The sequence below is a fragment of the Litorimonas sp. WD9-15 genome, from assembly GCF_050271975.1.
In the GTDB taxonomy this organism is placed as follows: Bacteria; Pseudomonadota; Alphaproteobacteria; order Caulobacterales; family Maricaulaceae; genus Litorimonas.
Genome location: NZ_CP189850.1, coordinates 1,546,366 through 1,571,225, shown reverse-complemented (window position 1 = coordinate 1,571,225; position 24,860 = coordinate 1,546,366). Strand labels below are relative to the sequence as shown.

The window sequence follows — 24,860 nt, the reverse complement described above, 5'->3', positions numbered from 1 at the left end:
AGAAACGCCTGATCGACCTTCGACATCGCCAGACCTCACTGATTTGCGCAGGCGCTTAGACGCCGCCCAAACGAAGCACGAGGCTCCACCGGCGAGGACAAGACAAGATGACGGGCGAATTCTTGGACAAGCATGGCGAATGAGCACCGAATTAGTGGTGTCCGTTATGGTCGGTTTGGGACTCGGATATGGGTTCGATCGTCTTGTGGGCAGCACACCTTGGGGGCTTCTCGTTGGATTAGGTCTGGGCTTTGCGGCCGGGATCAAAACAGTTTTAATATCAGCCGATAAAATGGCTGAGCAAAGTGCGGGTATCCCCAAAGGGGACGACATGCCCGATGACATTGAAGACGAATAGGAGCGGGTAAGTGGCTACCGACCCGATGCAACAGTTCGAGATTAAGGAAAAGGCTAGCCTTTTCGAGATCGCGGGACAGACAATCAGCTTCAGCAATTCTGCGCTGTGGATGATTGTGTCCGGCATATTGATTGTCGGATTTTTCGCACTGACCCTGCGTGGCAAGCTCATTCCGGGCCGCTTACAGTCTATGGGCGAACTGTCCTATCAGTTCATTTCCGACATGATCCGGGACACGACTGGACAGGAAGCGATGAAATTCCTGCCTTTCATCTTTACCCTCTTCTTCTTCATTCTTGCCGCCAACCTGATCGGCATGAACCCTTACGCCTTTACAACGACATCCCATCTGGCCGTGACATTTACCCTCGCCATCATGACGATTAGCATCGTGATCATCGCGGGAATTTGGAAAAACGGTCTGTCCTGGTTCAAGATTTTTGCGCCCTCCGGCTTGCCTCTCATCATGTATATTTTGATTATTCCGATTGAGGTCATTTCCTTTATAGCCCGCCCCGTAACCTTGGCCGTTCGTTTGTTCGCCAATATGGTGGCCGGACACGTCATGTTGAAACTCTTTGCTATTTTCGCGGCCTATCTGGTCGCGAAGGGCGGTGTTTTTATTGGTGCTGCGATCTTGCCAATTGTCGGCGTCATGGGCATTGCGGCGCTGGAGTTTCTCGTCGCGGCTCTGCAAGCTTTCGTGTTTGCGATCCTGACCTGTATTTATCTTAACGACGTTTACCACGTTCATCATTAATCTGACTAATTCCATCCTTAGGAGAATTTAAAATGGAAGCAGAAGCAGCACGTTACATTGGTGCCGGAATTGCCGGTCTCGCCCTTCTGGGTGCGGGTCTTGGTATTGGTTCGATCTTCTCGAGCTATCTTTCAGGTGCCTTGCGCAACCCATCCGCAGCTGACGGCCAGCGCACAAACCTTCTTCTCGGTTTTGCTCTTTGCGAAGCAACAGGCCTGTTTGGCTTCGTTCTCGCGATGATCATCCTGTTCGTCTAAATCACGACCTACGGGAGCGTCATTATGGCAGCCGATACGCCAAAGACTGATACCTATGGTGAAGCCGCCGCATCGGGCGGCCTCCCGCAATTTGATTTCACTACATGGGCAAGCCAGATTTTCTGGCTTCTCCTTGTTTTTGGTGTGCTGTATTTCATCCTGTCGACATTTATTCTGCCGCGTATCGGACAGAATATTGCGGATAGAACGGATAGAATTAGCGACGACTTGGACCAGGCTGCCAATTTCCAAGCTCAAGCCGAAGAAACCGAAAAGTCCTACACAAAAATTCTCGCAGATGCCCGCGCAAAATCGATGAATGTTTCTGAAGCGACACGCAATGCCGTCGAAGAGGATATCGCAAAAGAAATCGAGGCTGCAGAAGCGGTCGCGGAGCGAGAGGCCGTTGTGGCGGAAGCTCGCATTCGAAAATCTCGCGATGCAGCCTTGGAAAGCGTTGAGACGGTTGCGGTTGAAGCGGCGGGCGACGTCCTCGAAGCCTTGACAGGCAAGACGTTCACGGCCGCGAAAATTCGCGCGTCCCTGAAAACGTAACAGGTATTACAGATGTACACGTCCAATTTTATAATTGCAGCATCCGCGGGCACACCTTTTTATCAAGACTCAAAATTTTGGGTCGCAATTCCCGTTATTCTCTTCCTTCTCTTTGTCGCTTATAAAGGCGCATTTCGCGCAATGGGCAAAGCGCTCGATGACCGCGCGGAAAAAATTCGGGCGGAACTTGATGAAGCCCGTCGCTTACGCGAAGAGGCTCAAACGCTCCTCGCCTCTTACCAGCGGAAGCAAAAAGAAGCCGAGACTCAGGCTGAAGCAATTGTGAAACAGGCGCGTGTCGACGCAGAAAACATGGCATCTCAAGCCCGTAAAGATCTGGCGGAAAGCCTAGAGCGCCGCATGGCTCAGGCAGAGGCCAAAATCGCCAATGCCGAGATCAAGGCCATGAGTGAAGTCAAAGCAAAAGCCGCTGATCTAGCCATGAATACAGCCGAAAAATTACTCCGCACGGAACTCTCTGCGGCGGATAAGTCAAAGCTTATTGCGGACGGGATTAAGCAGATGGGATCTGCCCTCGGTTAGGCCTATAGTCACCAGATTAAAGCGAATGAGCCGTCCTCTGTGACGGCTTTTTTGTTGGCCGCACCACGTTCAAATTTATATATATGTCACACCGACGCGACGTAGTCGCCCGGTGCCTATACCGTGGTGTGAGCGGTATGATCAAAAATCAAATTTTGACGCATATGCTAACGGCATGGGTACCGGGCGGCCCTACGGCCCGCGACGGTATGACATTTGGTTTACCGTTAGCTCACTCCGCTATCTCAGCTGCATCACAGGCTGTTCAGCAGCAGGAAGCTCAACGACAACATCAAGCAAACTCGCAGAATGTAATTCCAAACCAAAATAACCTGCAACAGTCAGAAACCCTATCGCAGCCATTGGAACCGCGCCCTCTTCCCCAGAGACGACAAGTTTTTCATAAATCACCATCAGACCTGCCCATAAACCTGTGAGGATCAGAATCGCGCAATAAACATCAAACGCCTGATGTAAGGGAATCCACAGCGCGACAATCGCCAGAGCCTTATAAACGCCCGCGCCCACAACACCGAAAACGGTATAGGCAATCCAGCCCAGAAGGAATAACACAGCGGCGAAAATCGCCTGGGTTACGAGAGCAATCTCCTGCTCTGGAAAGAAAAAGGTGCCCGCGAGAAACGCCAGACCTACGAAGAGTAAAACCCCGTGTGGGACTTTCTTTTTGAGAAGCGTAGTTACGCCTGCTGCCCCGAGGATCAAGACTGCGAAAAGGGGATAGGTGAAGAATTCCATAGCCTCCCATAGGATAGAAGGATTTGAAAAGGTTTCTTGGACAAGGTTAAGGCGAACTGAAATTTCAATTGGGTGTCACACCGACGCAACCTTCAGGTCGCCCGGTGCCTATGCCGTGGTATTAGCGGTATGATCGGAAATCGAATTTTCACGCGAATTTGACGGCATGGGTACCGGGCGGCCAAGTAGGCCGCGACGGTATGACCTTTCAAAAAACTACTCCGCCGCCTCAGCCACATCACTCGGTGGCGTCCAGCGTAAAACCGGCTTCCTTGCAGCTTGCGTTTCGTCCAAGCGGCGCATCGGTGCGTAGATGGGAGCTTGTTTAAAGCTCTCCACATCACCGGATTTCGCACGTTCGGCGAGGCTGCGCATGGATCGGATGAAGCGGTCGAGTTCGCCTTTGGACTCACTCTCCGTCGGTTCGATCAACATCGCGCCATGCACGACAAGCGGGAAATACATCGTCATCGGGTGGTAGCCCTCGTCAATCATGGCCTTTGCAAAATCAAGCGTATCGACGCCTGTATCTTTCAGGAAACGATCATCGAAGAGCGCTTCATGCATACAGCCGCCCTCAAAGGCGGGGGTCATAACATCTGACAGTGAGGCTTGAACATAATTCGCATTCAAAACCGCGTCTTCCGTCGCCTGTTTCAAACCGTCGGAACCGTGGCTCATCATATAGGACAGGGCACGCGTATACATGCCCATATTGCCGTGGAAGGCGCACATGCGGCCAAAGCTCTTGTCATCTGGATGTTCGACGAGATCGAACCCGTCTTCTGTTTTTACGACATAAGGCACAGGGGCGTGATCCTTCAGCGCATCAGACAGCACTGTCGGGCCGGAGCCGGGACCGCCGCCGCCATGCGGAGTGGAGAAGGTCTTGTGCAGGTTGATATGCATCGCATCGACGCCGAGGTCCCCCGGACGGACCCGCCCGACCAGCGCGTTGAAATTCGCGCCATCGCAATAAAAATAACCGCCTGCTTTGTGAATCAACGCGGCGATTTCGATAATGTCACTCTCGAACAATCCGCATGTATTCGGATTGGTCAGCATGATCCCCGCAATATCAGAATCTTTACCCAGACCGTCGAGCTTTGCACGTAAGGCGTCCATATCGACCCGTCCGCCTGCATTGCTGGGCAAGCCGTCAACGGTGAAACCGCATTGCACGGCGGTCGCGGGATTCGTGCCATGGGCCGCATCCGGGACGAGGACGCGGCGTTTATGCGACGCACCGTCATGATCGAGTCGCGCGCGAATGGCCATCATCCCGCAAAGCTCGCCATGCGCACCCGCTTTTGGCGTCAGGGCAACGGCTGGCATATTGCAGAGCGTCATCAGCCAGTGCGAGAGCACGGACATAACTTCCAACGCGCCCTGCGCCGTTTGTACGGGTTGCAACGGATGCACATCGGCAAAGCCGGGCATGCGCGCGACCTTTTCATTCAAACGCGGATTATGTTTCATCGTGCAAGACCCGAGCGGATAAACGCCGAGATCGATCGCGTAATTCTTTTGCGACAGGCGCACATAATGGCGCATCGTTTCTGGTTCACTCAGGCCCGGCAGGCCTATCGCACCCTTACGGGCATAGGCGCCGAGGCGCGATTTTGTTCCCTTTGGTTCGGGCAGGTCCACACCTGTGCGACGGGGCGTGCCCGTCTCAAACAGGAGTGCCGTGGCTTGATTCAGGGCTTGCGAGCCGGAGACGGTTTCACGCGAATTCGTATTTGCCGCTACGGGCGTGGTTGGGCGGCCTTGATTATTCATGGCAACAACTCCGTGCTAAATTCGTTGATTTTCCTACAATGGTAAACCCAAGTCATCTCAATCTCATTTATGTGAGGTTCACTGATTAACTTCGATATATCCGCAAAGAAGTTCTCGCCAAGTTTCGAGGTTGTATCTAGGAGGCCTCTCAAATGAATCGGCTCAGGAAACATTAAACCTTCAAACCCAAGCTGAAAGAGAGACTTGTTTATATCGAAAATAGCAGAGTACGGCTTGTAAAGGTTGTATCGACTTAGGTTGGTCTCTTCCAAAAAACGGGAAAGCTCATCAAACCTCACGACAACACCTCCTTCAAAGCAGCTTCAAACGCCGCAATATCCTCATCGGAACTCGTCTCCGTTGCACAGACTAGAAGCAAATTCTCATCCGCATCCGGCGACAGACGGCTGAGCGGGACACCCGCGATGACGCCTTTTTCGACCATGGCATCGACGACATCCGCAGCAGGTTTATTCAGGCGGACGGTGAATTCGTTGAAGAACGTGTCGTTTAGGACTTCCGCGCCCTCAATCTCCTCAATGACGTCGGCGAGGTCGCAAGCTTTCTCGTGGTTCAGCGTAGCCAAGCGCTGTATCCCCGCATCGCCCAGCAGGCTCATATGAATGGTGAAAGCGAGGCAGCAGAGCCCGCTATTCGTACAAATATTCGAGGTCGCTTTTTCACGGCGTATATGTTGTTCGCGCGTGGAGAGCGTCAGGACATAGCCCCGGTCACCATTCGCATCGACGGTTTCCCCGCAAACGCGGCCCGGCATTTGCCGCACGAGTTTCTGGCGGCAGGCGAAGAGACCGACATGCGGCCCACCAAAGGCCAGACCGACGCCCAGTCCCTGCCCTTCACCCACGACAATATCCGCGCCCTGTTCACCCGGCGGCGTAATCGCGGCGAGGGCGACAGGTTCAGTAAAGACCGCAATCAGCAGCGCTTTATGCGCATGGGCCTTCTCCGCAATCGGGCGAAGATCGACGATCTCGCCAAACACGTTAGGTGACTGCACGACGACGCAACAGGTATCGTCATCAATATGGTCGATGACGTGATCATCGCGCCCCATCCGCGTATCGCGCTCATTGATCGTGATATTGAGCGTCGAGGCCAGCGTCTGTGTCGCCGCCGCGTAATGGGGGTGAAGACCCGGTGCCAATACGGCTTTGGATTTCTTTCCCCGCGCGACGCGGTGCGCCATGACGACGGCTTCGGCGCAGGCGGTGGACCCGTCATACATGGACGCGTTCGCGACCTCCATGCCCGTCAAAAGCGCGACTTGCGTCTGAAATTCGAACAAGGTTTGCAGCGTGCCTTGACTGATCTCCGGCTGGTACGGCGTATAGGCCGTCAGGAATTCAGACCGTTGGATCAGGTGATCGACGGTTGCCGGAATATGATGTTTATAGGCCCCTGCCCCACAGAAAAACGGAACAGACGACGCAGGCGTCGATTTATTGGACAGCCGTTGAAAGAACTGCTCAACCGCCTGTTCGGATTGATGCGTCGGCAGATCGATGAGACCTTTCAGGCGCGCGGCCTCCGGCACATTGTGGAACAAATCATCCACATTCTCGACGCCGATCACGTCCAACATTTGCGTGCGATCATTCGCATTCAGGGGAAGGTAACGCATTTAATTATCTTTCCGTTTTAAATTCATCACGAGGACGATGACACCAACGAGGAGGCAGAAAATGCCGACCACGAGAATGAAAGCGTCCTTATTCGGGTCCGGGTTTTTTGACCATGAGACAATATGCCAGAGGCCCAGCGCAGAGATTGCAATACCCCAGATTCTGAGAATGAGCGGATTGCGGCGCATCGCTAAAACCCAATTCCGTTGAGAAGACATTCACGCATTTAAATGTTCTCTTCACTATCATCACGTGCAACCTTTTTCCGGTTCACAATGACGAAAGCCACAAAGCCGACTATCAGCGCAAAGATGAAGCCATCGAAAACCAACCAAGCAAACCCGCCCGCAATGACGGCCGCCATGGCCGCTTTATCGCTACTATCGGTTTGGTCTTCGTTCAGCATCATGGACTAAAGGTCAGCGCAATAGGCTTTGTATTTTGCCTCATCCATCAGGGTTGATAACTCATCCGCATCAGCGATTTTGATTTTTAGGAACCACCCTTCCCCATCCGGCGAAGCATTGACCGTTTCCGGCGCGTCTTCAAGCGCGGCGTTGACCTCAACCACTTCTCCGCCGACGGGCGTGTAGACTTCTGAGGCAGCCTTGACGGATTCGACCACGGCGGCTTCATCGCCCTTGTCAAATTCTGTGCCGACATCCGGCAGTTCAACAAAGACAACATCGCCGAGGGCTTTTGCGGCATAGGCCGAGATTCCGACCGCTCCCGTGTCACCGTCAACGCGGATCCATTCGTGATCTTCTGTGAAATAAGTGCTCATGGGTCAGGCTCCTCGGTAATAATTATGCGGGGCGAAAGGTAATTTGACGATGGTCGCCGGGCGGGCTTTGCCGCGCACGATGAGTTGGACGGGCGTTCCGGCTTTTGTAAATTTGCGGGCGACATAGCCCATCGCGACGGGACCACCCGCAGTTGGGCCAAAGCCACCGGACGTGACCACCCCAATCGTGTTGCCGGCCATATCCTGGACTTCGGTATGTTCGCGGGCGGGGGCGCGGCCTTCGGGTTTGATCCCGACGAGGCGTTTTGTGGATTTATCGGCGAGATCAGAGGCGACACGCTTTGCGCCGAAATATCCGGCATCCTCGCTGCGGCGGTGTTTTTGGATGGACCAAATTAAACCTGCCTCAATCGGGGAAACGGTTGTGTCGATATCATGTCCATAGAGGCAAAGCCCGGCTTCCATACGCAAACTGTCGCGCGCGCCGAGGCCGATCATTTCGACATCAACATGGGCAAGTAGCGCCTTGGTCAAACGCACCACATCGTCATGTTTGACGGAAATTTCATAGCCATCCTCGCCCGTATAACCGGAGCGGGACACATGCGCCCAGATGGGTGTGTCCAACGGGCCTTTCAGTTCCAGATCCGTATGGATCATGAAGACGAGGTCTGCGACGGCTGGATTAAACTGTTTCAAAACCTCGGCGGCCATTGGCCCCTGTAATGCGATGAGGGAGAGCGTGTCGTCCTTGACCATCATATGAACACCATCCGGAAGATGCGCTTCCAAATGCGCATAATCGCCGATCTTACAGCCCGCATTCACGACGAGATAAAGCGCGTGCTCGTAACCCGGCATGGCGAGGCGAGAGATCATCAGATCATCCAGAATGCCGCCATCTTCATTTAGGAACTGAGAGTAACGTTGCTGTCCCGGCTCCAAAGATTGAATGTCGGCAGGCACTAATTTTTCGAGCGCTTTGGCCGCTGTCGCGAAGCGCTTATCCTCCGCCATGATAAAGACCTGCCCCATATGGGAGACGTCGAATAATCCGGCCTTTTCGCGCGTGTGGAGATGTTCCTGCAAGACGCCCATCGGATATTGGACCGGCATGTCATAACCTGCGAACGGCACCATTTTCGCGTCGAGCGCGACGTGCATCTCGTGTAATGCAGTTGTTTTTAGGTCAGTCATAGGCACATCACGGCATTTCGCCGTCTCCGTGGCCACCTGCTGTCTCCTCGGGCCTGAGAGATTGACCCGAGCCCTTCAACATGAAGTGCGGGGGCTTACTCCGTCGGCGGGGCCGTTTCACCAACCGGCCCGCTTTCCAGCGTTTTGACTGCCATACGGTCCGTTGACCTGAGCGTTTGCCGGGGCGGTTGCGCCTTCGGTGGTCACATTATTCGCGACTCTCTCCCATATGGCAGGAAGTGAAATTCTGATGCGTCGAATTCAGAAAAGAGTCAATCTCGTTGCGTGATACAGAGCCTTAAGACCTGTGTGTTATTTGCGTGCCTGAAATTTAGACAGAAAGTGCATCCATGTCAGGCAAGTCCAAAGAAGAAATCGCGTTCGAACTCGTCTCCAAGCTGAAAGGTGTTGGGGTCTGGGGCGAGAATAATATGCAGTCCATTCTGGATATGTATGCCGAATGTTTGGAGGCCACGTCGGGGCAGCGTCAATTGCCGGGACGCAAACCCGTCGCACAAGCACAACCCGCCGCACGCTCGCAAGCCGCTCCTGCGCCGCAAGCACCGGTTCCACCGCAACAACCCGCCGTTCGGGAACAACAGCGCATGGTACAGCAAGCCTATCAACAGCCGATTCAGCGTTAAAAATTATGGATGAAAGACGGACGGCACTGCCGTCCAGTTCCTCGCCATTTGATCCACAGGATCAAATGTCTGCGTTACATCCGGTCAGGCGCTTCGATGCCGAGTAGGTCCAGCCCGTGCTCCAACTGCGCCAATGTCGCTTTGGCAAGGCCGAGGCGGGAGGCTTTCACCTCCGCTGGCACATCATCCGCTAAAATCGGACAACCCGCGTAGAAGCGGGAGAAGCTTTGTGCGACACGGTAAATATGTTCACACAGCATATGCGGCGCATATTTCTCGGCCGATAATGCAATCGCTTTGGCATAGGCATCCAGCGCCAGAACGAGGTCTGTTTCCGCCTCGGCTTCAACTTGAATTTCACCGGATGAAACGCCCATGTCCTCGGCCTTCCGTAGGATCGATTTTATACGGACGACGGCATATAGGAGATACGGCCCTGTCTTGCCTTCAAAGGCCGTAAACCGTTCCGGATCGAAAATGTAATTCGTCATACGCTGGTTTTGGAGATCAGCAAATTTTAGGGCCGCCAAACCAATTTTACGGGCAATTTCTTCGCGTTCTGCCGGATCAAAATCCGCGCCGATGCCTGACGCCTCTAGACGCTCACGGGCGGCGGTATTCATAACCTCCAGCAGGTCTTCGAGGCGTAATACGCCCCCTGCCCGCGTCTTGAACGGCTTCCCGTCCTTCCCGTTCATCGTACCGAAACCCGCATGGAAAAGTTGGTCCCGCGCATACCACTCCGCTTTCACGGCGGCACGGAAGACTTGTTCGAAATGCAGAGCTTGGCGTTGGTCGACGACATAGACGATGAGGTCGGGATTAATCTCGGCCTTACGGTCCACCAGCGTGGCGAGGTCGGTCGTATGGTAAAGCACGGCGCCGGAACTGGCGAGGAGCATGACGGGCGGTGTCTTGTCTTTTTCGCCTTCAGCCACGCGAATGATCAACGCGCCGTCATCTTCCTCCGTGATCCCCTTGGCTTTCAAGCCACCGATCATATCGGGGATCAGCGGGTCGACACAGGCTTCGCCCTTCCAGAGATCGAATTCGACCCCCAGATTGCCGTAGCCAATTTTCAGGGCGGCGACGGACACGTCGATAAAGTGATCCAGCAGGGCGCGGTAACCGCGCCGGCCCGCCTGTAACTGCGCCGTCGCAACACGGGACTCTTCCATGCGGTCAGCATCACTTTTCGCTTTATTCGATGCCTGCGGGTAAAGCCGTGCGAGGTCGTCCATCGTCACGGGCGGCTCGGCGGGATAATCGCCCGTAAAATCCTCGTCGAAATAGGGGAGATCAGGCTGTTCCAGTGTCAGTTCGGAAATCAGGTGGCCCATTTGCAGGCCCCAATCGCCCATATGGACGTCGCCAATCACAGTGTGTCCCTGCGCGCGGAGAATACGCTTGATCGCTTCGCCAATCACTGCAGAGCGCAAATGGCCCACATGCATAGGTTTTGCGACATTCGCCCCGCCATAATCGACGACAATCGTTTTCGTTTTATCTGCCGTCAGGCCTGAGGCGGGATTGGCGAGGAGATCATTTGCACGGGTTGTCAGCAGGTCAGCTGCCGGTGAGATATTGATAAATCCCGGTCCGGCAATCTCCAACTTTCCAAAAGCAGGGTCAGTCTCCAAAATCGCAACCGCTTTCACCGCGATCTCACGCGGATTGACTTTTTCACCGCGTTTTTTGGCAATACCTGCCGCGGCGAGTGCGCCATTACATTGATAGGGCGCGTCGCCGCGATCTGATTCCTGCACACCGGCGATCGCCGCCGGAAAACCGAGCGATTCGAAGGCGGCCCGCGCAGCGGCGTCCAGCGTCGACTGAATACTCATGATAGAGTCCTAGTTTTGACCGGCGGAGACGCGGAACCGCTTACCGTCATTATTAAACGCGCGTTGTTCCGGCGTGACAACAAAGCCGACGACAATCTCGAAGTTCTCTCCTGATGTCGTGTCATTCGCGCGGGGGATGATAATCCGGTCAATTTCCTCGGTGACAGTCACGCGGTCCACTCCGGCGGGGAAGGTCACATTTAACGGGAAAACCTGCTTTTCGATCACGTCGATATTCTTACGCGTGACGGCCACGAAATATTCATATGTATGGCTGGATTCTGTCGCGGCCGGACCGCGCCCCAACGCGAAATCAATCGTCAGATCGCCATTGATGGGTCGATCCGCGAAATAACGACAAAGGGAGCGCACGGCATTAATCTCGCCCGTAAAGCCGACATTGTTGAAATTTTCTTTGCCGTCACCGCGGATTTCAACCAAACGGGACGCATCAAAGAGGGCAAAGGCGCGTGGACACGGGCCAGGGTTACGTTCAGCGGCTTCACCGATTTGTAGGACCTCCTGCGTCGAGCGACACCCTGCCAGCGCCAGAATGGCCATTGCAGCGGCTCCAAAAAATGTAGTTCTCATCGACATGGAAAAGTCCCGAAATAGTCTTTGTCTTGCGTGACCACCGCCCTATCGTAGGGGCGCAGCCAATGCTATAGCTGTTGCCATAATCAAATCTACGCGCGCCTTCAATGCGTGGATTATGAAGGAGTCCTCATGTCCGTCACACTCGACGTCAAAAAAGACCATATATCAGACCGGAAGAGCAAGACCGTCCTGCTCGCTGCGCCCCGTGGGTTTTGCGCAGGCGTGGACCGCGCGATACAGATTGTGGAACGCTCGATCGAGAAATTCGGCGCGCCCGTCTATGTCCGGCATGAAATCGTGCATAACCGCCACGTCGTGGACCGCTTAACAGGTCTTGGCGCAGTCTTTGTTGAAGAACTGGATGAGTGTCCGGATGACCGCCCAGTCGTCTTCTCAGCGCATGGCGTTCCCAAATCGGTCCCGAAAGCAGCACAGGCCCGCGAGTTAACGTTCCTCGACGCAACCTGCCCGCTCGTATCCAAGGTCCATGTGGAGGCGGAACGCCACGCCAAAGAAGGCTTGCATATCCTGCTGATCGGGCATGAGGGACATCCGGAAGTCATCGGCACGATGGGACAGTTACCCGCGGGTCAGATGTCCCTGATTGAAACGGAGGAAGATGCGCGGACATTCGAGCCCGTCAATGGTCAGAAACTCTCACTCGTGACGCAGACTACGCTGTCCGTGGATGACACGGCCGACATAATAGAAATTCTGAAAGCCCGTTTCCCCGACATCGCCCTGCCCTATAAAGAAGACATTTGCTACGCGACGACCAATCGTCAGGCCGCCGTCAAAGCGATTGCGGAACGGTGTGACCTACTCCTAGTGATCGGGTCCAAAACCTCGTCCAATTCAAAACGCCTCGTCGAAGTCGGCGCGAAGGCCGGATCGGATGAGGCCGTCCTTATCTCCTCTTCTGACGCGATAGATTGGGACGCTATCGACAAGGCGGATGTCATCGGATTATCGGCAGGGGCGTCTGCGCCGGAATATCTGACTGACGGCGTCCTCGCTGCCCTGCGCTCACGCTATGATGTGAGCTGTCAGGAAGTCGAAGTGACCAAGGAAAAAGTCATCTTCCGCCTGCCCCGTCTGCTTCTGGACAAATAATGCCGCGCAAAAAGAAGAGTGAGACGAAGAGCCTGGAAGCGGGCGCGCTGGAGGGGGCACTCGTCATTTATACGGACGGGGCCTGTTCCGGGAACCCCGGACCGGGCGGTTGGGGCGTCGTCATGTATCACGGTAAGCGTAAGAAAGAGATGAGCGGCGGCGAGCGCGAAACCACCAATAACCGCATGGAAATGATGGCGACGATCAAAGCGCTGGAAGCCATAAAGCCCGGTTTCTCCGGCCCCGTCATCCTGTTCACCGACTCGACCTATGTCCTGAAAGGAATCACGGAATGGATCCATGGCTGGAAAAAACGCGGATGGAAAAAATCCGACAAAAAGCCCGTCGTAAATAAAGACCTCTGGCAAAGGCTCGACGAACTAAACTCCGCCCGCGATGTCCGCTGGGAATGGGTCAAGGGCCATAGCGGCGATGCGGGCAATGAACGCGCGGATGAACTGGCGACGAGTGCGGTGCCGGGGAAGACAAAGGCTTAAATATGTGGAAATTCACTCTATCGCTCGTGACCGGACTGATTATCGCAACCTCTTCCGCCTTGGCCTGTTCGCCGCCGCCCCCGCATCCGGAGATGCTCCTGGTCGGCAATAAAGGCGAAAATACTGTCAGCTTTATCGAGCTTGATGTCGGCCTCGAAATCGACAGACAGTCTGTCAGCGCAAATGCCCCGCACGAAATTGCAGTCACGCCCGGAGGCCGATTTGCGGCCGTCGTCAATTACGGCGATGCGGTCATAGATGTCTTCGACGTTCCGTTTCGCTACATCACTGCAACAATTGACCTGGGCGAGAACACCCGCCCGCATGGACTGGTCGCGCTTTCCAATGGAGGCTTCATAGCGACAACAGAAGGTGGGAAGTCGATTGTCATTCTTTCCCCAAATCATGATTTCTCGAAATTCGGCCCCGGTACCTGTCCAACCTATGATTGGACGGTCGAGTCGATTTCGACAGGGCAGGACGGAACACATATGGTGGCACTCAACCCTGACGAGGACATCGCCTATACCGCCAATATGCAATCGGCCTCCATCAGTAGGATAGATTTAAAGACAAAAGCCGTGACCTCCGCCCCTGCCGGAAAGGAGGTCGAAGGCGTTGCTGTCACACGTGACGGCTCAGAAGTCTGGGCATCGGTCAGAGGCGAGGATAAGGTCATTATTTTCGACGCCGTGACATTGGAACAACTCGCGGAAATTCCTGTCGGTGCATTTCCCCTCCGCATCATCGCCTCACCTGACGGCACAAAAATGGTGACCTCCAATCTCATGGACGGCACGGTCAGTGTGATTGATGTCGGAAGCCGTAAAGTTGAAAGAACCATAAAAGTGAGCGGGACAAGAGAAGCAGCACAAGTCACCCTCTTATTCTCTGATGACGGGACTCGTCTCTATGTTGCGGAAACCGGAACCAACAAAATTGCCGAAATCGACTTTTCGACGGGGCGAGTTATCCGCCGTCTTCAAAGTGGAAAACAAGGAGACGGCTTAGCTATTGTACCTGCTTTGTCTATTAACCCATGACCCAAACCAACTACATCATGACCACTCAGTCCGAGGACCGGACGGGGATTGTTGCCGCTCTTACGACCTGCCTCGCGCGGCATGACGGGTTCATCAATGCGCTCTCGCAATTCGGTACGCCCAGTAGCGAGCGGTTCTTTTCCCGCATTGATTTTTCGATGGAGGCCGGCACTTTGGACGCGTTCAAGGCCGACTTACAATCCAACATCGACCATTTCGATTTAAATGTCGCGATTATTCCAAAGGACCGTCCGACAAAAACGCTCATCCTTGTTTCTAAATTCGATCACTGTCTGGCCGATCTACTCTATCGACGGCGAAGCGGCGGGCTGAATGTTGATATTGTTGGTGTCGTCTCGAACCATGAAGACGCCCGTCATCTGTCGGAACGGAATGGGGCGACCTATCACCATGTCCCCGTTACAAAGACGAACAAACCTGAAGCTGAGAACCGGCTACGCCGTATTATTGAAGACACAGGCGCAGAGCTCATCATCCTCGCCCGCTATATGCAGATTTTATCAGATGATTTCTGTTCAGAATTTGCGGGACGGATTATCAATATCCACCACTCTTTCCTGCCGAGCTTCAAGGGCGCAAAGCCTTATCACAAAGCCTATGCAAGAGGCGTAAAACTGATAGGCGCAACCGCGCATTATGTAACGGCGGATCTAGACGAAGGCCCCATTATCGAACAATCGGTGCAGCGCGTCGATCATACAATGACGCCGGAAGACCTCGTCCGTCTGGGCCGCGACGTCGAAGCGCTCGCCCTCGCCCGAGCGGTGAAAGCCCACACGGAACACCGTGCATTTATCAACGGAGTCAAAACGGTGGTGTTGCCCTAGAGGAAGCGATTTCAATTGAAATCCCTCCCCCGCTTTGCGGTGAAGGAAACATGCTAACGCCCTGCATTCGCACCGACGATTTTCGTCATATAGATGTTCGCGGCAAAGCCGACATAGATGCAGAGCTCGTCAATCACGCGTTCCGGTATCCGGCGCGAGCGCATGCGGACGTCGAAATTATAATCCGATTGACGGTATTTCTTTGTCGGGCGAAGCTCCATGACGGGATAATTATTATGCTCCACGAGGAACCAGAAATCACTAATGCCTTTGGGCTTGATCTTGAACTCGTCCCGCCCTCCATCGACACGGGTCAGGCCGAGTTTACAGCGACCACGCCAATCATATTTCAGCAGGCCGAAATCGTAATCATCCTTCTCCAACTCAAACTCAACGGGGCCGGAGGAGGCATTTGTTTTCTGCGGTTCAATTTCGACATCCACACCGTGAACATGGGCTCTTGCGGCGGAGAACGCCGCATTGCCTTTTGGGCTTCGGATTTTCGACGCATAGGCGAGCCCGCCAATGGTTACGCCGTCCCGAATGAGTTCGAAGGAAAGACGTTGTCCGAAACTTTGAATCGCGAGTGACATCTAGGCCTCAACAGCCGCTTCGACGATGAGGGTTGCCCCCGTCACCGCCGTTATGATCAGGCGATCCCCAGACTTTGGGTCAGCCCCTTCAGACGCCGCTTTCCACTGCGTATCCCCGACAGTGACACGGCCATGGCCATTTTCAAAGTCGGTGAACGCGACAACGCGACGGCCCAGCATTGTCCGGCCCGGATCGTTCAAATCGGAAGGCTCGCCGGACTTCATCAACGGACGGACATAATAATGCCCGATGACCAACAACGCGAGTGAGATCGCGAAAAAGGCAAGGAATTGCATTTCCCAGGACAGCGGCAAGAAGAAGACCCAGATCGCAATTACTATCGCTGCGACAGCGGGCCAGAGGATATAGGTCGAACCCGTGATGAGTTCGATCCCGACCAGTGTAATGCCGAGGAGACCCCAGCGCGTGGCGTTCATGGATTCCAAGAACGCCAGCATCATGTTGGTTTCAGGTTCCATACAGGGGCTCCCTATTTCTTCTTATTACCGTCCAGCAGAGCCGTCACCCCGCCAACTGTTGCGGCTAGGCCGGAGAGTTCCGCCGGAACAATAATCGTCTTCTGGTTCGGGCTTTTCGCCAACTCACCAAAGGCTTTCACATATTCCTGCGCGACGAAGTAATTGATCGCATTCACGTCACCACGGCCAATCGCTGTGCTGACCATTTCGGTCGCTTTGGCTTCGGCCTGAGCTTCACGTTCGCGACCTTCTGCGTCGAGATATGCGGCTTCTTTGCGGCCTTCGGCCTCACGGATGGCGGCCTCTTTCTCGCCCTCGGCTTTCAAAATGGAGGACTGTTTATGGCCCTCCGCGATGAGGATATCGGAGCGTTTCTCACGCTCGGCTTTCATCTGCTTGTTCATCGCCTGCGTGATGTCATGTGGCGGGGAGAGATCCTTAATCTCGATCCGCGTGACTTTTGTGCCCCAACCATCGGTGGCATTATCAATAACACCCAGAAGCTGCGCATTGATCTGGTCACGCTTTGACAGGACCTCGTCGAGGTCCATTGAGCCGACCACCGTCCGAACATTTGTCAGGCAGAGATTCTGGATTGCATTTTCGAGATTAGAGACTTCATAGGTCGCCATACGGGCATCAATAACCTGGATAAAGACGACGGCATCGGCGGTGACCATGACGTTATCTTTCGTGATCACTTCTTGGCTTGGGATGTCAATGACGCGTTCGCGCATGTCCATCTTATTCGAAATCCGCTGATAGAACGGAATAACAAAGGCCAGTCCGGGCTTAAGCGTTTTCGTGTAGCGTCCAAAATTTTCGAGAGTCCATTCAGACCCTTGCGGTACAATTCGTACAGTTTTGACAATGATGAAAATCACCAAGGCCACGAGTAAAATCGGAATATAGGATGCAATATCCATATGAATGTCCCCTTTCGACAGTTTCCTTAATGCGCCCCTGACTTATTTTATATTTCAGACAGCATGTGCTCGGCTGAGCTGACTTTGAACTCGCCCGGTCCCTCGACGAAGAGACGCTCGACTGTGCCGTTATCGACAACCATGGCGTAACGTTGCGAGCGTTGGCCCATGCCGAAGCCCGAGCCGTCCATCTCTAAGCCAAGCGCTTTGGCAAATTCGCCGTTACCATCCGCCAGCATCGCAACATCCGCGCTACCCGCTTGCTTGCCCCAGGCATCCATAACGAACACATCATTGACGGAGACGCACGCGACTTCATCAATGCCGCGCGCTTTCAACATGGCGGATTTTTCCACAAAGCCCGGCAGATGTTTAGCGGAACAGGTCGGCGTAAACGCGCCCGGCACGGCGAAGAGTGCGACGCGTTTGCCCTTGAACACGTCATCCGTGTTCACAGGCTGCGGCCCATCTGCGGTCATGGTCATGAATGTAGCACTTGGCAGCTTTGCGCCTTCTTGAATGGACATAGGAACCCTCTCTATGGAAATTATAATTTATCGTCTTTCGATAAAGATAGGGAGAGTCTGGCAGACGCGCAAGATGCCGCATCCGGTTTTCGCCAAATTTCGTTAATGTGATGTGACGTGATTGGAACCTAACACATGACGGCTCATTAAAGAGATATGACATCCGAACAGACAGATTTTCAAAGCTTTCAAGGCCAACTCCTCCTCGCGACGCCGGATATGGGCGATCCGCGGTTTCGATTTACGGTGATATATGTCGTCAGCCACGATCAACGCGGTGCGATGGGCATCATCATAAATAAGGGAAAGTCCGGATTACACATCTCGGATATGCTCGACCAAATCGGGATTGAAGGTGATGTAAAAGTCGCGGACACGCCCGTCCTGAATGGGGGGCCGGTGGATATTGATCGCGGCTTTGTCCTGCACAGTGCGGATTATTTCAAAAAGGATACATCCCTCAAAATTTCTGACACACTCTCCCTCACCTCGACCAAGGATGTGCTGGAAGCTCTCGTCTCTGACGAAGCGCCAGAACGTGCCATGCTCGCCGTCGGTTATGCCGGATGGGGTCGCGGGCAGTTGGAAAAAGAAATCATGGATAATGCTTGGCTCGTTATTGAGGCGGATGAAGACCTGATCTTCTCGAACGACCTAGACGGAAAATGGGCGAGTGCATTGGGCGAAATGGGGATTGACCCGAGTGCTCTTAGCCATGGCGGCGGACGGGCTTAGTTCCCGCTCACTAGTCTCCACTCAGGCGCGCGTAAATATCGTGATCACGCCACGCGCCATCGATTTTCAACATGCCGCGCGCGACGCCTTCAAATGTAAATCCCGCAGCCTGTAGGACTTTGATCGACGCCGCATTATCCGTTTGCACGGCAGCTTCCACGCGGTGGAGACCCAGCCCTTCAAAACAGAACGTCGTGGACGCCGTGACGGCAGCCCGCGCAAATCCCCTCCCCGTAAATCGTTCGCCGATCCAGTAACCCAGCTTCGCCGATTGCGCCGTACCCCGATCAATATGGGTGATGTTACAGGCACCGACCAATGTGCCTTCGCGGAAGATATTGAACGGATAGGCACGGTCCTGTTGCACGAGTTTTTTCAGACGTGACAGACGCGCGCGATAGGCGGGGCGATGTAGCCCTGCCGTTGAGACATCTGGCTCCCACGGGCGGAGATAATCTGTGCTCTCGCGCCGTAAGGCGGCCCAATCCTCAAAATCCGCCCAACGTGGATGCCGGAGTTCTATTGCGCCGCCTGCGGACTGCGCCTTCAAAACGGTATGAATACCCCGCGCGCCTACCAAGACAGTCGGCCCGCGCGTTTGTGAATGAGCCCGTAGAAAATTACGAGGAGGAGCGCGAAGGAAAACCAAGTCAGCATATAATCGCGGTGATTATTGCGGATGGTTGGGCGACGGACGGGAAGCGCGGAAGCCGCCGCTTGACCACGATCAGCGGTATCAAAAGGCAGCGTCTGTTCAATGTCGATATAATGGGACAAGCGCGTGTCTTCATCACCCCAGTCCCCCGTCTGATTAAATTTAAACCAGCGATTGGTTGTCCGGTTGGGTTTGGATTTCAGCCAACCTTCAACCGTTCCCATCGGATGATCCTCACGGACATATCCCACGTGAATATCAGCGACGAGTGTGGCCGGACTGACAGCCGTGCCGTCAGGTTTTGCATCATCTAAGACTGTCTCGAATCGTCCGAAGATATTGGAATATTGCTGGAACAGGTCCCAGTAAATGCCGCCCTGCTGCGTGCGGTAAACCGCGTAAATTGGCTCACCCGCAACGGGTGAGGACTGAAAGGCAATCCGTCGAAAGTCCACGGGTTCATCCGCGGCGATTGCGCGATCTAGATCTTCCAATGATGTGAGTGGGGGCGCGGTGACAGAGGCCTCAACCTCGGCCAGCAAGTCCGTTTTCCAGTTCAAGCGCTGATATTGCCAGACGCCGAGCGAGATCAGGATGACGAGCATAATGGCGACGATACCCGTCAGCCACGGCATGGGTTTGAATTTTATACTCACTGTTTGAAATCCTCCAGGCGGACTTCACGGGCTTTTCTCTGCCACGCAATATTGAACATGACACCGCGCATCAGGCGCAAGAGCCAGAGACTCGCAAGAATAATGATTGTGCCCCAGAGTAGCATCGTGACGACCATGGGCGGGTCGAGGAGCATGTGAAAGGCCAGCGCCATGGGCACGATAAAGATGCCGACAATGAAGATGACGAATATCGCGGGACCGTCCCCCGCATCTTCATCGCGAAAATCCGCACTACAGGCCGCGCAACTGTCTTGAAAACTGAGGAGGGCTTTGAAGAGCCGCCCTTCCCCGCATTCGGGGCAGCGGCCGCTGAGGCCGGTTTGGACCGGCGGCAATCGCCGCCGACCCCGTCTAGGTGTGATCATCGGGTCGACTGGATTACATACCCACGGCGAAGATGATGTAAACGAAGGCGAACAGGAAGAGCCAGACAACATCAACAAAGTGCCAGTACCAAGCGGCAGCTTCCAGACCAAAATGTTTCTCAGGACGCAGGCCACCTTTGACCAAACGAAGATACATGATCGCGAGGAAGATTGTCCCGATCAAAACGTGCAGACCATGGAAACCCGTCGCCATGAAGAAGGCAGAGCCAAAGGCGTCAGTCGAAATCCAAGGGTGACCTTCTGTACGCTCGTGGAAGAGTTCGAGATATTCGTAGCCTTGAACGAATGTGAAGAGAATGCCGAGAAGAACAGTTAAGCCTAGCCCCCATTTCGCGCCACGGCGGTCACCGTGAATGAGTGCGTGATGCGCCCAAGTGACAGTTGTACCAGAGAGCAACAAAATGACTGTGTTCATCAATGGGAGGTTCCACGGATCAACACCCTTGATGCCCGGTGCCATGCTGGTCGCGTATTCATCCGCATTTTCGAGTACGTCCGGGTTCCAGGCCGCCCGCATCTTGTGGAACAGGCCGAGTTCAAAGAACATCCAGAACCAGCCGACAAAGAACATCGCTTCCTGCATGATAAACATGATCATGCCGTAGCGCAGACCAATATCGACGACGGGTGTGTGATCGCCTGCCTTGGATTCGGCGGCGACATCTTTCCACCAGCCATACATCACGTAAGCCGCAAAGAGCGTCCCGATGACGAGGAGTATCCAACCGCCATCTGCGCCGACTTTATCTCCGGCTGCACGGTAGCTGTCCTGCAGGCTGTCGAGGCCTTTGGAGAAGAAGAATTCCAGCATGGGCGATTCGCCCGTGCGTGGGACCAATCCGGCAAAGAAGACAACCATGCCCACGCCCCAAACGAGCGCTGCGATACCCGATAGGAACGGCCACGGTGATGGTGGAATAAGGTGATAGTCGTGTTCGACGGCGTGTCCGGCCATGAGAAATCTCGTCTTGTTATACGCGCGGCAAAGACCGCATTGTCATATTACCGCTGGCTATAGCGAGGCGACTGCTTCGCCGCAACAACTCACAACGGATTAGTTCGTTACTTCCGCACGTTTGGACGGCCCAACATTCGCTGGCATAGTCCCCTCTTCCGTCGGGAAGAATGTGTAGCTCAGCGTTATGTCTTTGACGTCGCTCAGGCGGTCATCTTCATCCAATTGTGGATCAACGAAAAAGATGACGGGCAGCGGCAGGCTTTCGCCCGGCTGGATCGTTTGCTCTTCGAAGCAGAAACAATCGGTTTTGACGAAAAACGGCGCGGCCTTAATCGGCATCACATTGAAATTCGCAACGCCTGTAACCGGATATTTCGATGTATTCGTGACGGTATAATAGGCGAGACCGGACGCGCCAAGTTGCACATCCATTGAGCGTTGTTCGGCCTTAAACTCCCACGGCAAATCCTGCGCGACATTGGAGTCGAAATAAACAGTGACTTCGCGGTCCAGCACTTCGGAGAGATTGTCTTCCGCAATTTTTGGCGTGCCGCCATATCCGGTGACTTTGCAGAACGTGTCATAGAGCGGGTCGGACGCAAATCCGAGGCCGAGCATGGCGACGCCCACACCCGTGAGAATCATCAATGTCTTATTGTTAGACGGCATTCGGCAACTCACCTCGTGAAACCATTGTGACAAAAACGAGTATGACAAATAGCAGAAGACCCGCCGCCAAAGCGATGTTACGTTTTGTCCTAGCCTTCACTTCCGCTTCAGTCGGTTCAGCGAATTTGGTCGGCTTGTCGCGGTATTCTTTCATCAGATAGCTCCGGTGAGAAGATGATCGGCACCGATCAGGGCGAACATCGCAAAGAGGTAGATAATTGAGTAGGCAAAGAGGTTGCGCGCGTCGCGGTCGCCCTTTTGCACTTCGTAGAGGCTTTCGGGTTGGACCTCGTCTTTCTCGCCCGCGCGAGACCGCCAAACTTTAAAGGCCAGCGCGAGGAAACCCGCATTGAGGATCGCGGCACCAAAGGCATAAATTGATCCGCCAAGCCCTGTGACGACAGGTGCTGCGCAGGTGGCGGCAAGGACGATCGAATAGCCGAAAATCTGGTTCCGCGTGGATTTCGGTCCCGCCACATTCGGCATCATCGGAATCCCGACACGACCATAATCGCTTAGCTTATAAAGCGCGAGCGCCCAGAAATGCGGGGGCGTCCAGATAAAGATTATCAGGAAGAGTATGGTGCTGTCGATCGTGACGGAACCCGTCACAGAGGCATATCCAATCATGGGCGGGAGCGCACCGGGTGCCCCGCCAATGACGATGTTCTGCGGCGTGCGGCGCTTCAGCCACATCGTATAAATGATAACATAAAAGAAGATCGTGAAGGCCAGTAAACCTGCGGCAACATAGTTGGTCGCAAGGCCCAACATCCAGACGGACACGACAGAGAGGAAAAGGCCAAATGTCAGCGCCGTGCGCGGTGCCATAATCCCGCGCGGCAGGGGCCGCTTTTTTGTCCGTGTCATCTGCGCATCGATATCGGCATCATACCACATATTCAACGCACCGGATGCCCCCGCGCCGACAGCGATACAGACGATGGCCATGACGGCATTATAGATCGGAAGTGAACCCGGGGCCACGAGCAGACCAATGACAGCCGTGAAGACGACGAGGCTCATGACACGCGGCTTCATCAATTGGAAAAAATCACGCGGCCCCGCAAGGGACAGCCCCGCACCCGTGAGGTCATCTGACGCCAATCCAACGGGCGCGTCGGGAATGATATGTGTGTCTGACCTCATCGCGGTGCATATCGGCTAAATGGACGGGAGTCACAAGAGCGGATGAAGATTTGCCGCAGTTCAAATATGAGCGGTCACACCGTCGCAATCAAAAGGATTGCCCGGTGCCCATGCCGTGACATCTCGAATCAATCCTGACTTCGCATTTAACGTAAATCTCACGGCATGGGCACCGAGCGTCCCTTCGGGCCGCGACGGTGTGACATCCAATGTCATTCAAAAAAAAAGCCGCTCCAAATGGAACGGCTTCATAAATTTCATATCCAACGCGAGACTAATGCTCTGCATTATCCTCAATACGCGGGAGCGTGTTGAATTGGTGATAAGGTGGTGGGCTGGACAATGTCCATTCCAGTGTTGTGGCACCTTCGCCCCAGTAATTGTCACCCACACGGCGACGGACGATGAACGCCTCAATTAACATCGCGAAGAAGAAGGCGACACCGGCGAGTGTGATCCACGCACCCATGGAGGACACAGAGTTCCAGATCGCAAACTCTTCCGGGTAGTCGACATAGCGACGTGGCATTCCGTTCAAGCCGAGGAAATGCTGCGGGAAGAAGATCACGTTCACGCCGATAAAGAAGAGCCAGAAATGGGCGGCGGCGAGGAACTTGTTATACATCACGCCAAACATTTTACCGAACCAGTAATAGAAGCCCGCAAAGATACCGAAGACGGCACCCATGGACAGCACGTAATGGAAATGGGCCACGACGTAATATGTATCGTGGAGGTAAGCATCCACACCCGCATTGGCGAGCATCACACCTGTCACGCCGCCCACGACGAAGAGGAAGATAAAGGCCAGTGCCCACTGCATCGGAATCGTGAAGCGGATAGACCCGCCCCACATGGTCGCGAGCCATGAGAAGATTTTCACACCAGTCGGCACCGCAATCACGAGCGTCGCCGCGAGGAAGTAGGCCTTCAGGTTCACATCCATACCAACCGTATACATGTGATGCGCCCAGACAACGAAGCCAACAACACCAATTGCGACCATCGCATAGGCCATGCCGAGATAACCGAAGATCGGCTTTTTCGAGAAGGTCGACACAATGTGCGAGACGATACCGAAAGCCGGCAGGATCATGATGTAAACTTCTGGATGGCCGAAGAACCAGAACAGATGCTGGAACATTTGCGGGTCACCACCACGGGCCGGATCAAAGAACCCCGTACCGCCGGCAATCCGGTCAGTGAAGAGCATGAAGAGCGCCGCTGCGAGAACCGGCAGAGCTAGCAAAAGCAGGAATGCCGTCACGAGAACAGCCCAAGCAAATAATGGCATTTTATGCATCGTCATGCCGGGGGCACGCATGTTCAGAATGGTCGTGATGAAGTTAATCGCACCAAAGATGGACGAGAAACCCGCCGCCAAGAGACCAATAATGATAAAGTCAAAGGCCGGGCCGGGATGCCCGGTGGTACTCAAGGGGGGATACATCACCCAACTGCCCCCGAATCCATTCCCGTTGGCATTGCCGGGCACCACAAAACTGATGAGAAGGCAGATAAGCGCCGTTGGCAGAAGCCAGAAAGACAGGTTATTCATACGTGGGAAGGCCATATCCGGCGCACCGACCATGATCGGGACAAACCAGTTACCAAAACCCCCAATCAGCGCGGGCATGACCATGAAGAAGATCATGATGAGACCATGCATGGAGACATAGACCAGATATTGATGCTCGTTCGTGAAGAACTGAATGCCCGGCTCTGCCAGCTCCATCCGCATCATAAAGGACAGGAACCCGCCGATCAGGCCGGAGATGATACCGAAGATCAGGTAGAGCGTCCCGATATCTTTATGGTTGGTTGAATAGAACCAACGCGCAAAGAATCCGGGCTTACCGTCATCATCATAGCCACCTTCTGCGGGGACTTCACTTTCGGGAATAGCAACCATGTCGTGTTCTT

At 54.3% G+C, this 24,860-nt stretch carries 32 protein-coding genes and 1 riboswitch; of the genes, 11 read left to right on the top strand and 21 right to left on the bottom strand.

Annotated elements, in window-relative coordinates:
* Window positions 1–139 precede the first annotated feature (139 nt).
* From ACP9M6_RS07230 to ACP9M6_RS07210, 5 genes are all read left to right on the top strand, one after another.
* Entirely contained in the window at window positions 140–358 is a 219-nt protein-coding gene (locus tag ACP9M6_RS07230; protein WP_427449801.1) for an AtpZ/AtpI family protein, read from the top strand.
* Window positions 359–383: 25 nt separating this feature from the next.
* Window positions 384–1,118, top strand: coding sequence for a F0F1 ATP synthase subunit A (locus ACP9M6_RS07225; protein ID WP_427454763.1), 735 nt, complete (start codon window positions 384–386; stop codon window positions 1,116–1,118).
* 32 nt (window positions 1,119–1,150) lie between these two features.
* Window positions 1,151–1,375, top strand: coding sequence for a F0F1 ATP synthase subunit C (locus ACP9M6_RS07220; RefSeq protein WP_427449799.1), 225 nt, complete (start codon window positions 1,151–1,153; stop codon window positions 1,373–1,375).
* Between the two features lie 24 nt (window positions 1,376–1,399).
* Entirely contained in the window at window positions 1,400–1,930 is a 531-nt protein-coding gene (locus ACP9M6_RS07215) for a F0F1 ATP synthase subunit B' (protein WP_427449797.1), read from the top strand.
* 141 nt (window positions 1,931–2,071) lie between these two features.
* The gene (locus ACP9M6_RS07210; RefSeq protein ID WP_427449795.1) at window positions 2,072–2,473 is read left to right on the top strand and encodes a F0F1 ATP synthase subunit B; all 402 of its coding nucleotides are present in this window, start codon (window positions 2,072–2,074) and stop codon (window positions 2,471–2,473) included.
* A 240-nt stretch (window positions 2,474–2,713) separates the two neighbouring features.
* Here ACP9M6_RS07210 and ACP9M6_RS07205 read toward each other — a convergent pair whose 3' ends face one another.
* The 7 genes from ACP9M6_RS07205 to gcvT form a co-directional block, all read right to left on the bottom strand.
* Window positions 2,714–3,229 (bottom strand): hypothetical protein, encoded by a 516-nt coding sequence (locus ACP9M6_RS07205; protein ID WP_427449793.1) that lies wholly within the window; start codon window positions 3,227–3,229, stop codon window positions 2,714–2,716.
* A 216-nt stretch (window positions 3,230–3,445) separates the two neighbouring features.
* Window positions 3,446–5,011, bottom strand: a complete 1,566-nt coding sequence (gene gcvPB / locus ACP9M6_RS07200; RefSeq protein ID WP_427449791.1) for an aminomethyl-transferring glycine dehydrogenase subunit GcvPB — start codon at window positions 5,009–5,011, stop codon at window positions 3,446–3,448.
* 295 nt (window positions 5,012–5,306) lie between these two features.
* The gene (gcvPA, locus tag ACP9M6_RS07195) at window positions 5,307–6,653 is read right to left on the bottom strand and encodes an aminomethyl-transferring glycine dehydrogenase subunit GcvPA (RefSeq protein WP_427449789.1); all 1,347 of its coding nucleotides are present in this window, start codon (window positions 6,651–6,653) and stop codon (window positions 5,307–5,309) included.
* The gene (locus tag ACP9M6_RS07190) at window positions 6,654–6,872 is read right to left on the bottom strand and encodes a hypothetical protein (RefSeq protein WP_427449787.1); all 219 of its coding nucleotides are present in this window, start codon (window positions 6,870–6,872) and stop codon (window positions 6,654–6,656) included. It lies immediately after the preceding gene.
* Between the two features lie 8 nt (window positions 6,873–6,880).
* Window positions 6,881–7,063, bottom strand: coding sequence for a hypothetical protein (locus ACP9M6_RS07185; RefSeq protein WP_427449786.1), 183 nt, complete (start codon window positions 7,061–7,063; stop codon window positions 6,881–6,883).
* Window positions 7,064–7,066: 3 nt separating this feature from the next.
* Window positions 7,067–7,438 carry a glycine cleavage system protein GcvH gene (gcvH, locus tag ACP9M6_RS07180; RefSeq protein ID WP_427449784.1) on the bottom strand — a complete coding sequence of 124 codons (372 nt, stop codon included), beginning with the start codon at window positions 7,436–7,438 and terminating at the stop codon, window positions 7,067–7,069.
* A 3-nt stretch (window positions 7,439–7,441) separates the two neighbouring features.
* Window positions 7,442–8,596 (bottom strand): glycine cleavage system aminomethyltransferase GcvT, encoded by a 1,155-nt coding sequence (gene gcvT, locus ACP9M6_RS07175; protein WP_427449783.1) that lies wholly within the window; start codon window positions 8,594–8,596, stop codon window positions 7,442–7,444.
* Between the two features lie 146 nt (window positions 8,597–8,742).
* Window positions 8,743–8,834: riboswitch (glycine riboswitch) on the bottom strand.
* A gap of 112 nt (window positions 8,835–8,946) precedes the next feature.
* On the opposite strand from gcvT, the gene ACP9M6_RS07170 reads away from it, so the two are divergent.
* Window positions 8,947–9,240, top strand: coding sequence for a hypothetical protein (locus ACP9M6_RS07170; protein ID WP_427449782.1), 294 nt, complete (start codon window positions 8,947–8,949; stop codon window positions 9,238–9,240).
* Window positions 9,241–9,314: 74 nt separating this feature from the next.
* Here ACP9M6_RS07170 and argS read toward each other — a convergent pair whose 3' ends face one another.
* Window positions 9,315–11,087, bottom strand: coding sequence for an arginine--tRNA ligase (gene argS / locus ACP9M6_RS07165; protein WP_427454762.1), 1,773 nt, complete (start codon window positions 11,085–11,087; stop codon window positions 9,315–9,317).
* A 6-nt stretch (window positions 11,088–11,093) separates the two neighbouring features.
* Entirely contained in the window at window positions 11,094–11,681 is a 588-nt protein-coding gene (locus ACP9M6_RS07160) for a hypothetical protein (protein ID WP_427449781.1), read from the bottom strand.
* Between the two features lie 129 nt (window positions 11,682–11,810).
* Here ACP9M6_RS07160 and ispH point away from each other — a divergent pair, with 129 nt between their 5' ends.
* The 4 genes from ispH to purU are packed head-to-tail and all read left to right on the top strand — an operon-like array spanning window position 11,811 to window position 15,182.
* The gene (ispH, locus tag ACP9M6_RS07155) at window positions 11,811–12,794 is read left to right on the top strand and encodes a 4-hydroxy-3-methylbut-2-enyl diphosphate reductase (RefSeq protein ID WP_427454733.1); all 984 of its coding nucleotides are present in this window, start codon (window positions 11,811–11,813) and stop codon (window positions 12,792–12,794) included.
* Window positions 12,794–13,291: a ribonuclease HI gene (gene rnhA, locus ACP9M6_RS07150; RefSeq protein ID WP_427454732.1), complete on the top strand. Its 498-nt coding sequence runs from the start codon at window positions 12,794–12,796 to the stop codon at window positions 13,289–13,291. The genes ispH and rnhA overlap by 1 nt, the downstream gene beginning before the upstream one ends.
* Before the next feature lie 2 nt (window positions 13,292–13,293).
* Window positions 13,294–14,334: a YncE family protein gene (locus tag ACP9M6_RS07145; protein ID WP_427454731.1), complete on the top strand. Its 1,041-nt coding sequence runs from the start codon at window positions 13,294–13,296 to the stop codon at window positions 14,332–14,334.
* A gap of 17 nt (window positions 14,335–14,351) precedes the next feature.
* Window positions 14,352–15,182, top strand: coding sequence for a formyltetrahydrofolate deformylase (gene purU, locus ACP9M6_RS07140; protein WP_427454730.1), 831 nt, complete (start codon window positions 14,352–14,354; stop codon window positions 15,180–15,182).
* Window positions 15,183–15,235: 53 nt separating this feature from the next.
* On the opposite strand, the gene ACP9M6_RS07135 is transcribed toward purU, so the two are convergent.
* The 4 genes from ACP9M6_RS07135 to ACP9M6_RS07120 are packed head-to-tail and all read right to left on the bottom strand — an operon-like array spanning window position 15,236 to window position 17,708.
* On the bottom strand, window positions 15,236–15,775 hold the full coding sequence (locus ACP9M6_RS07135) for a hypothetical protein (RefSeq protein WP_427454729.1): 540 nt from the start codon (window positions 15,773–15,775) through the stop codon (window positions 15,236–15,238).
* Window positions 15,776–16,255: an NfeD family protein gene (locus tag ACP9M6_RS07130; protein ID WP_427454728.1), complete on the bottom strand. Its 480-nt coding sequence runs from the start codon at window positions 16,253–16,255 to the stop codon at window positions 15,776–15,778.
* An 11-nt stretch (window positions 16,256–16,266) separates the two neighbouring features.
* Window positions 16,267–17,181: an SPFH domain-containing protein gene (locus tag ACP9M6_RS07125; protein ID WP_427454727.1), complete on the bottom strand. Its 915-nt coding sequence runs from the start codon at window positions 17,179–17,181 to the stop codon at window positions 16,267–16,269.
* Between the two features lie 47 nt (window positions 17,182–17,228).
* On the bottom strand, window positions 17,229–17,708 hold the full coding sequence (locus ACP9M6_RS07120) for a peroxiredoxin (RefSeq protein ID WP_427454726.1): 480 nt from the start codon (window positions 17,706–17,708) through the stop codon (window positions 17,229–17,231).
* Window positions 17,709–17,864: 156 nt separating this feature from the next.
* On the opposite strand from ACP9M6_RS07120, the gene ACP9M6_RS07115 reads away from it, so the two are divergent.
* Window positions 17,865–18,443 (top strand): YqgE/AlgH family protein, encoded by a 579-nt coding sequence (locus tag ACP9M6_RS07115; RefSeq protein WP_427454725.1) that lies wholly within the window; start codon window positions 17,865–17,867, stop codon window positions 18,441–18,443.
* Between the two features lie 10 nt (window positions 18,444–18,453).
* Here the strand turns inward: ACP9M6_RS07115 and ACP9M6_RS07110 are convergent, their stop codons facing one another.
* The 8 genes from ACP9M6_RS07110 to ctaD form a co-directional block, all read right to left on the bottom strand.
* Entirely contained in the window at window positions 18,454–18,993 is a 540-nt protein-coding gene (locus ACP9M6_RS07110; RefSeq protein WP_427454724.1) for a GNAT family N-acetyltransferase, read from the bottom strand.
* Between the two features lie 23 nt (window positions 18,994–19,016).
* Window positions 19,017–19,754 (bottom strand): SURF1 family protein, encoded by a 738-nt coding sequence (locus tag ACP9M6_RS07105; RefSeq protein WP_427454723.1) that lies wholly within the window; start codon window positions 19,752–19,754, stop codon window positions 19,017–19,019.
* Window positions 19,751–20,140, bottom strand: a complete 390-nt coding sequence (locus tag ACP9M6_RS07100; RefSeq protein ID WP_427454722.1) for a DUF983 domain-containing protein — start codon at window positions 20,138–20,140, stop codon at window positions 19,751–19,753. Before ACP9M6_RS07100 ends, ACP9M6_RS07105 begins: the two co-directional genes overlap by 4 nt.
* A 13-nt stretch (window positions 20,141–20,153) precedes the next feature.
* Window positions 20,154–21,116 carry a cytochrome c oxidase subunit 3 gene (locus ACP9M6_RS07095; protein ID WP_427454721.1) on the bottom strand — a complete coding sequence of 321 codons (963 nt, stop codon included), beginning with the start codon at window positions 21,114–21,116 and terminating at the stop codon, window positions 20,154–20,156.
* Between the two features lie 99 nt (window positions 21,117–21,215).
* Window positions 21,216–21,788 (bottom strand): cytochrome c oxidase assembly protein, encoded by a 573-nt coding sequence (locus ACP9M6_RS07090; protein ID WP_427454720.1) that lies wholly within the window; start codon window positions 21,786–21,788, stop codon window positions 21,216–21,218.
* The gene (locus ACP9M6_RS07085) at window positions 21,778–21,942 is read right to left on the bottom strand and encodes a hypothetical protein (RefSeq protein WP_427454719.1); all 165 of its coding nucleotides are present in this window, start codon (window positions 21,940–21,942) and stop codon (window positions 21,778–21,780) included. The genes ACP9M6_RS07090 and ACP9M6_RS07085 overlap by 11 nt, the downstream gene beginning before the upstream one ends.
* Window positions 21,942–22,937 (bottom strand): heme o synthase, encoded by a 996-nt coding sequence (cyoE, locus tag ACP9M6_RS07080; protein WP_427454718.1) that lies wholly within the window; start codon window positions 22,935–22,937, stop codon window positions 21,942–21,944. Before cyoE ends, ACP9M6_RS07085 begins: the two co-directional genes overlap by 1 nt.
* 274 nt (window positions 22,938–23,211) lie before the next feature.
* Window positions 23,212–24,849, bottom strand: a complete 1,638-nt coding sequence (gene ctaD / locus ACP9M6_RS07075) for a cytochrome c oxidase subunit I (protein WP_427454717.1) — start codon at window positions 24,847–24,849, stop codon at window positions 23,212–23,214.
* Between the last annotated feature and the right edge of the window lie 11 nt (window positions 24,850–24,860).